This window comes from Martelella sp., assembly GCF_984369615.1.
On the sequence record NZ_CFHTCS010000114.1, the window covers coordinates 1 to 12,029 of the forward strand.

Below are 12,029 nucleotides of genomic sequence, written 5' to 3' on the forward strand. Positions count from 1 at the left end.
CGTCAACAACCAACAACAAAAAAAATGACATTTTTGTTAAGTGATTGGTTTTGTTTACTTTCATATGCGGCCTGCCGAAACGTCAAAGGTTAAGATCCGTTAAGCTTTTCCGGGCGCACAATGATAGGGCAGTCGTGACTTCTGCCTGTTTTTTCCGCGCCTCCTCCCTTCGTCCTGGTGCGGAGGATTTTCCGCCCTGAAACAGCAGTTTGCGCCCTTTGCTCGGGCGGCACTTTTACCTTAATCAATGCGCGAACGGATTTTTCGGATTTGAAAGCATTGAAAGAGACCATGCTGAAGGACGCGGACGGGCTTCCGATCACCGCGGTCCTGGAGCCCCTTTCGGCAGCGCTTGGCGAAATTGGCCAGGCCGTGCTTGCCGCCCCTCCGGGCGCGGGCAAGACGACGCGTGTTCCCCTGCATCTGCTGACGAGCGGCGTGGCCGGCACGGGGCGGATCATCCTGCTTGAGCCGCGCAGGCTTGCCGCGCGCGCTGCCGCCTTCCGCATGGCGTCGCTTCTTGGCGAAAGCCCGGGCGAGACCGTCGGCTACCGCATGCGGCTCGATACCAAGGTTTCGGGCAAAACCCGGATCGAAGTGGTGACGGAGGGCGTGTTCGCCCGAATGGCGCTCGATGACCCCGAGCTTGCCGGCATTTCCATGGTGATCTTCGATGAGTTCCACGAGCGTTCGCTGGATGCCGATTTCGGCCTGGCGCTGGCGCTCGACATCCGCGCCGGGCTGCGCGAGGACCTGAAGATCCTGGTGATGTCGGCGACGCTCGACACCAGCCGCATCGCCGCGCTTCTCAACGACGCCCCGGTGATCGAGAGTGCCGGACGGGCCTTCCCCGTGGAACACCGCTACCGGCCGCGGCGGCCGCGTTCGCGCATCGAGGATGATGTCGCGGCCGCGGTGCTTGACATGCTCACGCGCGAAGAGGGCTCGATCCTCGCCTTCCTGCCCGGACAGGCCGAAATCCGCCGGACCGCCGAGAGACTGGCTCCGAGCGTTCCCGGCGATGTGATCGTCGCGCCGCTTTACGGCAACCTGTCGCGGGCCGAACAGGATGCGGCGATCGCCCCCGCGCCCGAAGGCTGCCGCAAGGTGGTGCTGGCGACGGCGATTGCCGAGACCGCGATCACGATCGATGGCGTTCGGGTGGTGATCGACAGCGGGCTGCAACGCCTTCCTGTCTTCGAGCCGGCGACCGGGATCACCAGGCTTGAAACCGTCCGGGCGTCGCGCGCGGCGGCCGATCAACGGGCCGGCCGCGCCGGCCGCACCGCGCCGGGCATTGCGCTCAGGCTCTGGCACGAGGGCCAGACGGCCGCCCTTCCCGCCTTCAATCCGCCGGAAATCCTGTCCTCCGACCTCACCGGCCTGGCGCTCGATCTTGCCCATTGGGGCGTCGTCGATCCCGCCCAGCTTTCCTTTGCCGACCAGCCGCCGGGGCCCGCCCTTGCCGAGGCGCGCAAGCTGTTGCATTCGCTCGGGGCTCTCGATCCCGCAGGGCGGCTGACGCCGTCCGGCGAGCGGCTGCGCGCCATCCCCCTGCCGCCGCGCCTTGCGGGCATGGTCGTCAAGGCGGCTGAAAGCGGCACGGCCTTGCCTGCGGCCGAGCTTGCGGTGCTTCTGACCGAACAGGGGCTTGGCGGCACCAGTATCGACCTTTCCGAACGGCTCCGGCGGTTTCGCGCCGACAAAAGCCCGCGGGCGGAGGCGGCGCGCGGGCTGGCCGCCCGCATCGCCAAAACGGCAGGCGGCAGCAGCAGGCGCAGCGGCCCTTTCGATCCGGGCGCGGCCCTGATCCATGCCTTTTTCGACCGCATCGCCATGGCCCGCGGCGGACGCGGCCGCTATCTGATGGCCAATGGTCGCGGTGCGGAACTGGCCGAGGATGATCCGCTCGCGGCCTGCGATTTTATCGTCGTCGCCGACCTGACAGGCTCCGCGGCGCGCGGGCGCGTGCTCGCCGCCTGCCCTGTTTCACGGGAAACCATCCTCGCGGCGCGCGCCGAGGCGATCGTGACCCGCGCGGAATGTGTCTTCGACCGCGACAGCCTGTCCGTCAGGGCGCGCAGCGTGACCCGGCTCGATGCGCTGGTGCTTTCCGAGCGCCAGGGGGCGAAGCCATCCGGAAACGAAGCGGCGGAGGCGCTCGCCGACGGGCTTCGCCGCTACGGACTGTCGCTTCTTTCTTTTCCAAAGGAGGCTGCCCATCTTGTCGAACGGATCGGCTTTCTCCATCGCAAGCTCGGCGATCCCTGGCCGGATGTTGCAGAAAAGGGTCTGCTGCGAAGCCTTGATATCTGGTTCACCCCCTTCCAGGCGGGCATCACCGCGCTTTCCGCCGTCAGTCCGAAAAGCCTGACGCAGGGCCTTCAGGCGCTTCTGCCCTACCCGCTTGCCGCCGATCTCGAGCGGCTGGCGCCGACGCATTTTACGGCGCCCACCGGCGACCGGGTTCCGATCCGGTATGACGGCGACGAACCGGTGCTTTCGATCCGGGTACAGATGCTCTACGGACTGAAGCGCCATCCGGCAATCGCCGGCGGCGTGCCGCTCGTTCTGGAACTGACCTCGCCGGCCGGCCGGCCGATCCAGACGACGCGCGACCTTCCCGGCTTCTGGGCGGGGTCATGGAGGGACGTGCGCGCGGATATGCGCGGGCGCTACCCGAAACATTTCTGGCCGGAGGACCCGGCCAATGCGCAGGCGACGCGGCGGGCAAAGCCGCGCGGGACATGAGGAGAAATGCGATGAACAAGCCGGTCACCGACATGGTGGGGCATGAGCGACGCGGAAACCTGCGCCTGCAGACGCTTGTGCGGCTCCGATGGCTGGCGGTCGCCGGCCAGACGGCAGCGGCGCTGACGGTGGCATTCGGGCTCGATTTCCCGATGCCGATCATCCCCGTGCTCGCGCTGATTGCCGCGCTCGCCCTCGGCAATCTGGTGCTGAGCGTCAGCTTTCCGGCGACCCAGCGCGTGTCCCCGCGCATCGCCTTTGCCATGATCGGTTTCGATCTACTGCAACTGACCGCGCTGCTCTACCTGACCGGCGGGCTTGCCAATCCCTTCGCGCCGCTGATCTGCGTGCCGGTGATCATCTCCTTCGCCGCGCTGCCGCTGCATTATGCCTTCGCGCTTCTGGCCTTTGCCGTATCCGGCGTGTCGGCCCTGGCGCTCAGCCCCTTTCCCTTGCCATGGCATGCAGGCATCACACTGGAGATCGAGCCGATCCTGAAATTCGGCATCTGGATCGCGATCATCGCCATGCTGGGTTTTGCCGCCTTCTACGTCCAGCGGATCACGCTCGAAGCCCAGCAGATATCGGATGCGCTGGCGGCGACGGAACTGGTGCTGCAGCGCGAACAGCACCTCTCCCAGCTCGACGGGCTGGCGGCGGCCGCCGCCCACGAACTCGGCACGCCGCTTGCCACGATCTCGGTGGTGGCCAAGGAGATGGCGCGGGCGCTTGGCGATGATCCCGAACATGGCGAGGACGTGCAGTTGCTCGTCAGCCAGAGCCAGCGCTGCCGGGACATACTCTCCCGCCTCACGTCGCTTTCCAAGGAGGACGAGGCGCATATGCGGCTCCTGCCGCTGACCTCCCTGATCGAGGAGGTGGTCGCGCCCCACCGGCCGTTTGTCTCGCAGATGGAGATCCGCGTTTCCGGCGAGACCGGCGGCGAGCCGGTCGGCAATCGCAATCCCGGCATTCTGTACGGCCTTGGCAATATCATCGAAAACGCCGTCGAACATGCCCGCCAAAAGGTGGAGATTGCGGCGCATTACAGCGAGACGCGGGTCACGATCACCGTCACCGATGACGGCGGCGGTTACACGCCGGATATCCTGCCGCGCATTGGCGACCCCTTCGTTTCCGATCGGCAGAAGAACCCGGCGGACAGCCGCGCCGGCGGTCTGGGCCTCGGTCTGTTCATCGCCAAGACGCTTCTGGAACGCTCGGGCGCACGCCTTTCCTTCGAAAATGTCGGCGGCGCGCGCATCACCGTCTCCTGGCCGCGCTGGCGGATGGAGGCGGATATGGCCGATCAGAGCTGAGACTTCTCTGCCGGGATGACCTGGGTCAGGAAGATCGCGACCGTGGCGAGCGCGGCAAAGACGGCCAGCAGGAAGCCGGGCGCGAGCGTGAAACCCGTCTGCTGGATGATGAAGGTCGCGAGAAGCGGCGTCAGCCCGCCGACAATGGCAAAGCCGATATTGTAGACGAAGGCGACGCCGGAATAGCGCACGTCGGTCGGGAAGATTGCCGTCAGCAGCACCGGACCCACGCCCCAGGCAAAGGCGCCGATCAGCGAGATCACGATCATGGCCGGCAGGAGCGACGACACGCCCTCATGGATCCAGACATAAACGGGGATGGCCGCGATCGCCAACAGCAGGGCGGCGACGAAGGCCGGCACCTTGATACCGACGAAATCGGAAATGGCGCCGGCGACAGGCATGGGCAGCGAAAAGACGATGATGCCGACGAGAACGGCGGTTGCCACCTGGTCCGGATCGTAATGCAGGAAATCCGTCAGATAGCTGTTCATGTAGAGGTAGAGCAGCGGCACGGCGGCAGCGCCAAGGCCGGTGATGAACAGTCCGAGCCAAACGGCGCGGGCATTGTCGCGGAAGAGCGCCGCCAGCGGCACCTTGTGGGTTGATGCCTCCATTTCGGCGAAGGCGGGGCTCTCGGCAAGCCGCGCGCGCAGGATGAAGCCGGCAATCGCCACCAGTCCGCCGATGAAGAAGCCGATGCGCCAGCCATAGGAGAGCACCGCCGCATCGCTCAACAGGTGCTCGATCGCCCATTGCACCGCCTGGGCGGCCAGCATGCCGACATTGATGATCATGAACAGGAAGCCGCAGGCAAGGCCGCGCCGCTTCGGCATGGTTTCGGTGATCAATGTCATCGCCCCGGGAATTTCGCCGCCGAGGCAAAGCCCCTGCACCATGCGCAGCACGACCAGCGCGACGGTGGCCGAGATGCCCCATGTGGCATAGCCAGGCATGAAGGCGATCAGGAAGGTGGCCCCCGCCATGCCGGCGATCGAGACGCGCAACATCAACTTGCGTCCATGCCGGTCGCCGAAATGGGAGAACAGAATGCCGCCGATGGGGCGCACCAGATAGCCGGCGGCAAAGACGGCGAAAGCCGCAAGCAGTCGGGTCGACGCCTCTTCGGCCGGAAAGAAGGTCTTGCCGATCTGCGAGGCGAATGTGGCGTAGATCACAAAGTCGTAGAATTCCAGGCCGCCGCCCATACTGCCCAGAAACAGCGCCCGGTTGCGCTCGCCCGCCGTCACCGCCATGTCTCGCCCTCCGATCGGTTCATCGGAGTGAAACTGGCCGAACGAAAAGCGAAAGGCAAGCCTAATATAAGCCGCAGCGGCAACCGAGCTGAGCGTCGGATGCCGGGGCCGACGGGGAAGCGCGCCTCGCTGCGGCGGGCCCGTTGAAGCCGTGATCGGCGCGTGCCGCGAACGGACCCGGAGAGCCGTGCGTCCATTCGGACGCACAAAGGACGCTCTACCCTATTTTATCTACGCATCGTGCTTTCCGAAAATCGATTCCGATTTTCGGGCCGATGCGCTAGCGAAAAGATACGGCGCTGAGGCCGGCGATCGCGTCGTCTGCGATTACGTTCAGGGGCTTATCGATATCGACGGTCACCACGCCGGGTTCGCCGCTCGGGTCTTCGAGGGTCTCGAGCTGGCTTTTCAAAAGCGAGGTCGGCATGAAGTGACCCGCGCGCGCGCCGATCCGCTCGGCAAGGAGCGTTTCGCTGCCGTTCAGGAAGACAAAGGCGAGCGGCTGGCCCGCCGTCGCCCGCAGACGGTCGCGGTAGATCTTCTTCAGCGCCGAACAGGTCACGACCACGCCCGTTTGACGCTCTCTGGCAAGCTCGGCGCCGACACGATCAAGCCAGGGCCAGCGGTCAGCGTCCTCAAGCGGGATGCCGGCGGTCATCTTGTCGACATTGGAGGCCGGGTGAAGGTCGTCGCCCTCGACCTGCTCAAAGCCCGCCCGTTCGGCGATCAGTCTCGCGACGGAGGATTTTCCGCACCCGCTCACGCCCATGACGATGATGGCGCGCGGCGTTTCGGCCTTGCTTGTATTCATTGGTCGTTTCATCCGTTCCGGCAGGAAAGAGAGGCGGGCATCGCCGCCAGGCAAGAGCGCTGCGATATCATGGCCGGACCGATTGCCGCAACGGGACAGAATGTCCGCCGGGCGAAAAGACCCGGCGGCAAGATCCGCCATCGCCGCTCTTAGCGCTTCCGCTTTTCCCGGAAACGCCTTAGCGCTGGATCCCCAATGCGCTGATATCGACCTCAAGCGGCCCCGAAAGGTCTTCGATCGAATCATAGAGCAGTTCCAGCGCGTATTGCGGATTATGCGCGAAGGCGCCGGGATCGGCGGTGACGAACTTCCAGTTATAGGCCGCCTTCAGGCTGCGCGGCGTCCAGGCCTTGTAGCTCGCCGTCCGCCCGTCAACCTCGTCGGCGCGGCCGTCCTGATCCGCGTCGACGAAGAAATAGGGATAATGCGGTTCGTAGACGATCGGCGTGCCGGCGACATTGGCGGCGTAATCCCGGATGGTCTCCATCAGCAACGCCGCATTGCTGGCAATATCGGAGCGGATGCCCTTGTTGAGGTCGCCGCTGCCGTCATAGCTGACGCGGGAAATGCGGATCGCGTCGAAATTGCCGGTCTCGTGGCAGGTAAGGCAGGTCTCTTCCGCGACCGTGAGCGTGTGGGGATCATGACAGGAAGCACAATCGGCCACCGGACGGGCATGGAAGAAGCGGCCGGAATAGGTCTTGCCGGGATATTCGAAGCCTCCCGCCCCGACGGCGCCGAGGCGCAGGGCGCCGGCCAGCGCATAATGCGGGTTGACGAAGCCGATCTCCGGGTCCGGCGTGTCATCGGCCTTGTCGCCGACGGCCCTGGAAACCGTCACGCCGGCGGCCCGGCCGGAGTGACAGGTGAGACAGGCCGCTTCCACGCCGGGCTTGACCGGATGCTCGATGCCGCTCGGCAACGTGATCGCGGTGATCTCCGCGAGACCCGGATTGTGACAGGTCTCGCAGTCGACGACGCCGCCGACGGGCACGGCGGCGGCCACGCCGGGCTCGCTGCCGTCGAGACCGTGGAAGGCGCGGAAGCCCGCGCCCGAGTGACAGGTGGAACAGCTTGCCGGCACCTCGCCCTCGCCGTCCCAGTGGGTAAAGGCCTCGGCCGAGGCATCGGCATGGGCGGAGCGCGCCCAGGCCTCGATCATCTTTTGCTGCGGGATCGAAATCTGGTCCGGACGGAACGGCCCGGACTGTGGCATGACGAACAGTTCAAGGGCTTCCACGGCCGCCTCGCCGTTTCCGTCGTCCTGAGCGGAAGCGCTGCCGGAATTGACAAATGTCAATGTCGCTGCAATAACAGCAACGAAAAATGAAGAAAACCGCTTCACTCCATAAGACATGGCTTTTCACCCCCACTGAAAATTCATAGTCTGTGCTTGCTGCATGCTAAACAATTCAGTCCGTCCCGGCAATTCAATTGTCGGCACGAGTGGATTGTCCGGCGCCAAGCCTTGGGAGTGTTTTTTTGGACCGCCTCTTTTCCGCCGGCCTGTCCGTGCCGACCGGCCCCTCATTGCCAGACGACCACGCTGCCCAAACGCTCCTGACAGAAGAGGCGGCGCTTACGCCTGCCCGCGGCGAGGAATTGCGGGTCGTGCCGCTGGTCGAGGTCGACCAGCGCGTTGCCCAGGGCCAACCGCTCTTATCGCTGCGCGCGGCAGAGGAGATCAAGCTTGTCGCGCCCATGCCGGCGCGGGTGGCGGCGATCGAGCTCAATCCCGGACGCAGGCTGATCCAGATGCTGCTGTTTCGCGAAGACGGCGGCGGCCGGCATTCCTTTAAAACCGACAGGGCCGAAAGCGATGCTGCGGCATTGCGCGCCCTGATGCAGGAGGCCGGCCTGTGGCGGCTTTTCCGCAGCCGGCCCTTCGGCCATATGCCCGCCCTCGCCGAAACGCCCGCCGCGATCTTCGTCATGGCCGCCGACACCCGGCCCGCGGCCCCCGATCCGCGAAACGCCATCCGGGGCCGCGAGGAGGCCATATCGCGCGGCCTTTCCGCGTTGAGGCTTCTGGCGGACAATCAGGTCTTCCTGTGCGAGACGAAGGGCAGGTCTCTTGACCTCGACGACGCGGCCGGCATCCGCCGCATCGCCTGTGGGACGCTCCACCCGCAGGGCCTCGCCGGCATAAAGATCCACCACCATGCGCCCGCCGCAATCGATGGCCGCGTCTGGGACATTCATGCCGAGGATATCGCCGATCTCGGCGACCTTCTCGCAACCGGCCTTCTGCCCGAGACCCGGCTCGTAACCGTCACCGGTTCGGCCATGCGCGAACCGCGCCTGCTGCGCTGCCAGCCCGGCGCGGACCTGCGCGGGCTCTGTCACGGCCATGTGCAGCCGGGCCCCTATGAGGTGCTTGCCGGCTCCGTGCTGGACGGCAGGCCCGCCCACTGGCTCGGCCCGCGCGACCGGCAGGCGAGCGTTCTGTCCCGCGGATCGGGCAAGAGGCGCGGCCACTGGTTTTCCGCGGCACTCACCCGCGCCGCCCGGCCGCTGCCGATCATCCCGACGGCCGCCCTGTCGCAGGCTTTCGGCGGCGATATTCCCGCTGCCGCCCTGATGCGCGCGCTTTCGGCCGGCGACCAGGAGGCCGCCGCCCGCTTGGGCGCGCTTTCACTGCTTGAGGAGGACCTGGCGCTGGTTGACTACGTCACCTTCTCCGAGCCGCCGCTTGCCGCGCAGTTGCGCGGACTTCTGAACGCCATCGAGAAAGAGGAGGCACCGGCATGAGCCACGGCTTGTGGGACCGGGAAACCGTCGCCCTGCTTCTGCTGATCTCGGTGATGCCACTGGCGCTGACATGGCTCTGGTATGGCGGGCTCGATGCCGCAGGCCTTCTGGCGCTGGCGCTGATCATTTCCGGGCTCTGGCACGTGATCTTCATGCTCGCCCGCGCCCAGCCGCCTTCCTTCGCCGGCGCGCTGACGGCGCTTGCGATCGCAATCCTCGCGCCGGAGGAGCTCAGCATCGTGCAGCTCGTTCTCGGTATCTCTTTCGGCTCGGTCATGGCCGAGCTCGTCTTCGGCGGCTGGGGCCGAAACGTGCTGAACCCGGCAACGGTGACGCTCGCCTTTCTCGGCTTCGGCTTCGTCACCGCGCCCTGGCCGGATCTGCCGCTGCCGCTGGCCTGGGCCGCGATACCGGCCGCCCTGCTCGGCGCGCTTTTCGGGGTGATGCCGGCGCGCGCGATCGCAGGTGCGGTCATCGTCATCGGCGGCGCCCATTTCGCCGGCGTGCCGGTCGCACCTCTGCTTCCGGCGGTTGCCGTGGTGCTGGTCCTGCTCGTCGCAGATCCCGTTGCAAGCGCCTCGACAAGGCTCGGCGGCTGGCTCAACGGCGCCTTTTTCGGCGCATTGATCATCCTGTTCGCGCTCGGCTGGCAGAGCGCCGCTCCCGTGCAGATGGCCGTATCCGCGGCCCTTCTGACCTCGCTTGCCGCCCCGTTGCTGGACGAAGCCGCCATTGCGCTGTGGCTTGCCCAAAGGAGAAGACGTCATGGCTGACCTTAATCCGTTCTCGGCCTGGCGCCGGTTTCTGGCGCTGCCCAATGAAAACCGGACAAAGACCGTCGTCATCGCCTTTCTCGTCTCCGCCATTTGCGCCCTGATGGTCTCCGGCGCTACCGTGATCCTGCGGCCGATCCAGGCGGCAAACCGCGCTGCGGAGGAACAGGCCCGGCTTGAGGCGCTCGTCGCCGGCATTCCCGGCATGACGCAGATCCTCGAGCAATCCGGCGGTTCGCTGTCGACCGTGGTGATCAACCTGCCGGAGGGACGGGCGGCACAGGACGTGACGCCGCAAACCCTTGCCGCAGCCCTTGACGACGCGGCCAACTGGACCACGCTGTCGCCCGCGGAAGACACGGCCGGCATCGGCCGGAGGCCGGACTACGCGCAGATCTACCTGCTTCGAAACGAAGCCGGCGATATCTCGCTGGCCCTGCTGCCGGTAACCGGCCCGGGCTATCAGGCGCCGATCGACGCGATCATGGCCCTGCGCGGCGACATGAACACGATTGCAGGCCTTGCGATCACCAACCAGGCCGAAACGCCCGGCCTCGGCGGGCGCATCGAGGAGCCGGCATGGCTCGCCCAATTCCCCGGCACCGAGCTTGCCGATCCGTCCGGCACCGTCCGCTTCGCCGTCGCCAAGGGCGCGGCCGGCAATGATTACGAGGTCGACGGCATAACCGGCGCCACACGCACCGGCAACGCGTTCACCAAGATCATGCGCTTCTGGGGCGGGCCCGAGGGCTATGGCCCGTTCATCGACGCCGTCCAGCGCGGGGAGTTCTGATATGGCCCGGTCAACCAATCTCTGGTCGACGCTGACGGAGCCGCTCGTCCTGCAAAATCCGGTGACGCTGCAGATCCTCGGCATCTGCTCTGCGCTTGCGGTCACCACCTCGGTGGCAACGGCGCTGACGATGTCGGCCTCGCTCACCACGGTGCTGGTGCTGTCGGCCATGCTGGTCAGTCTGATCCGCCGCCATATCCCCGATTCCATCCGCCTGATCGTGCAGATCGTCATTGTCGCCTCGCTGGTGGTGGTCATCGACCAGTTCCTGCAGGCCTATTTCTTCGACATCAGCCGCAAGCTTTCGGTCTTCGTCAGCCTGATCACCACCAACTGCCTGGTGCTGGGGCGCACGGAGAGCTTCTCGCGCTCCAACCCGCCGCTGCCCTCCATGGTCGACGCGCTCGGCAACGGGCTAGGCTATTCGCTGGTGCTGATCGTCATCGGTTCGGCACGCGAACTCTTCGGCGCAGGCAAGCTGATGGGCTATCAGGTCTTTCCCGTGGTCGCGGACGGCGGCTGGTTCACGCCCTTGAACCTGATGCTGCTCGCCCCGAGCGCCTTCTTCATGCTTGGAGGCCTTGTCTGGGCCGTGCGCACGGTGCTGCCGCAGCAGGCCGAACCCTCGGAGTTCAACCCGCCGAAGACAGAGGAGGCCGGAAAATGACCGACCTCTGGAACCTGTTTCTCAGCGCCGCCTTTGTCGAGAATGCGCCGCTGACGCTGTTTCTCGGGCTCTGCACCTTTCTGGCGCTCTCGCGCCGCACGGCGTCAGCCATCGGCCTCGGCATCGCGGTCACCGCCGTCATGGGCGTCACCGTGCCGCTCAACCAGGTGATCTATCACGCGCTTCTGGCGCCCGGCGCCTGGGCCTGGGCCGGCATGCCGGAGATCGATCTTTCCTATCTGAAGCTGATCTCCTTCATCGGCGTGATCGCCGCGACCGTGCAGCTGGTGGAAATGGTGCTCGACCGTTTCTTTCCGGCGATCTACGCCTCCTTCGGCGTGTTCCTGCCGCTTCTGACCGTGCATTGCGCCATTCTCGCCGGCAGCCTGTTCATGGTCGACCGCGATTATGGCATCGGTGAATCGGCTGTCTTCGGGCTGGGCCAGGGCTTCGGCTTCGGCGTCGCCGTCGTTCTGCTCGGCGCGATCCGCGCCCGGCTTTCCTATGCTGACCTGCCGCAGGGCCTGCGCGGGCTCGGCATCACCTTCACCCTTGCCGGAATGATGTCCCTCGGCTTTTCCGCATTTGCGCAAATGGTGACGTCATGAACGAGATCGCAGTCGGAGCCCTTGTCGTCATCGGCCTTGTCCTCGTGCTCACGCTGGCGCTCCTGATGACCCGCGCACGCCTGATCCCCGCCGAGGCGCTGACGGTGACGGTCAACGAAACCATGGAGATCACGGCCAATCGCGGCGACCGCCTGCTCGGCGTCCTGCACGGCGCGGGGATCGGCATTCCGGCGGCCTGCGGCGGCTCCGGCACATGCGGGCTCTGCCGCGTTCATGTGGACGGCGAAGGCGCGGGCGAACCGCAGGCGACCGAACGCGGCGTGCTGTCTGCCGCCGAAC

General features: G+C 66.0%; 11 protein-coding genes. 8 read left to right on the forward strand and 3 right to left on the reverse strand.

Going from position 1 to position 12,029, the window contains the following annotated elements; all coding sequences use genetic code 11:
• Positions 1–291: 291 nt before the first annotated feature.
• Together hrpB and AC5DC2_RS11105 are read left to right on the forward strand one after the other, a co-directional pair.
• Complete coding sequence (hrpB, locus tag AC5DC2_RS11100) at positions 292–2,751, forward strand: ATP-dependent helicase HrpB (protein WP_491698522.1); 2,460 nt, start codon at positions 292–294, stop codon at positions 2,749–2,751.
• A gap of 11 nt (positions 2,752–2,762) precedes the next feature.
• Positions 2,763–4,070 (forward strand): ActS/PrrB/RegB family redox-sensitive histidine kinase, encoded by a 1,308-nt coding sequence (locus tag AC5DC2_RS11105; RefSeq protein ID WP_024708001.1) that lies wholly within the window; start codon positions 2,763–2,765, stop codon positions 4,068–4,070.
• On the opposite strand, the gene AC5DC2_RS11110 is transcribed toward AC5DC2_RS11105, so the two are convergent.
• The 3 genes from AC5DC2_RS11110 to AC5DC2_RS11120 form a co-directional block, all read right to left on the reverse strand.
• On the reverse strand, positions 4,061–5,326 hold the full coding sequence (locus AC5DC2_RS11110; RefSeq protein ID WP_024708000.1) for an MFS transporter: 1,266 nt from the start codon (positions 5,324–5,326) through the stop codon (positions 4,061–4,063). The two genes, AC5DC2_RS11105 and AC5DC2_RS11110, sit on opposite strands and share 10 nt — an antisense overlap.
• A 280-nt stretch (positions 5,327–5,606) precedes the next feature.
• Positions 5,607–6,137 carry a gluconokinase gene (locus AC5DC2_RS11115; RefSeq protein WP_491698516.1) on the reverse strand — a complete coding sequence of 177 codons (531 nt, stop codon included), beginning with the start codon at positions 6,135–6,137 and terminating at the stop codon, positions 5,607–5,609.
• A gap of 178 nt (positions 6,138–6,315) precedes the next feature.
• Positions 6,316–7,437 (reverse strand): cytochrome C, encoded by a 1,122-nt coding sequence (locus tag AC5DC2_RS11120; RefSeq protein WP_491698517.1) that lies wholly within the window; start codon positions 7,435–7,437, stop codon positions 6,316–6,318.
• Between the two features lie 182 nt (positions 7,438–7,619).
• On the opposite strand from AC5DC2_RS11120, the gene AC5DC2_RS11125 reads away from it, so the two are divergent.
• The 6 genes from AC5DC2_RS11125 to AC5DC2_RS11150 all read left to right on the forward strand — a co-directional run.
• Positions 7,620–8,888, forward strand: a complete 1,269-nt coding sequence (locus tag AC5DC2_RS11125) for a Na(+)-translocating NADH-quinone reductase subunit A (protein ID WP_491698518.1) — start codon at positions 7,620–7,622, stop codon at positions 8,886–8,888.
• Positions 8,885–9,661 (forward strand): RnfABCDGE type electron transport complex subunit D, encoded by a 777-nt coding sequence (locus AC5DC2_RS11130; RefSeq protein WP_491698519.1) that lies wholly within the window; start codon positions 8,885–8,887, stop codon positions 9,659–9,661. Before AC5DC2_RS11125 ends, AC5DC2_RS11130 begins: the two co-directional genes overlap by 4 nt.
• Positions 9,654–10,454, forward strand: coding sequence for an FMN-binding protein (locus tag AC5DC2_RS11135; RefSeq protein WP_491698520.1), 801 nt, complete (start codon positions 9,654–9,656; stop codon positions 10,452–10,454). The genes AC5DC2_RS11130 and AC5DC2_RS11135 overlap by 8 nt, the downstream gene beginning before the upstream one ends.
• 1 nt (position 10,455) lies before the next feature.
• On the forward strand, positions 10,456–11,121 hold the full coding sequence (locus tag AC5DC2_RS11140; RefSeq protein ID WP_024707994.1) for an NADH:ubiquinone reductase (Na(+)-transporting) subunit D: 666 nt from the start codon (positions 10,456–10,458) through the stop codon (positions 11,119–11,121).
• Positions 11,118–11,729, forward strand: coding sequence for an NADH:ubiquinone reductase (Na(+)-transporting) subunit E (nqrE, locus tag AC5DC2_RS11145; protein ID WP_024707993.1), 612 nt, complete (start codon positions 11,118–11,120; stop codon positions 11,727–11,729). Before AC5DC2_RS11140 ends, nqrE begins: the two co-directional genes overlap by 4 nt.
• The coding region (locus AC5DC2_RS11150) for a 2Fe-2S iron-sulfur cluster-binding protein (protein WP_491698521.1) at positions 11,726–12,029 on the forward strand (304 nt) is incomplete at its 3' end. The genes nqrE and AC5DC2_RS11150, both read left to right, overlap by 4 nt.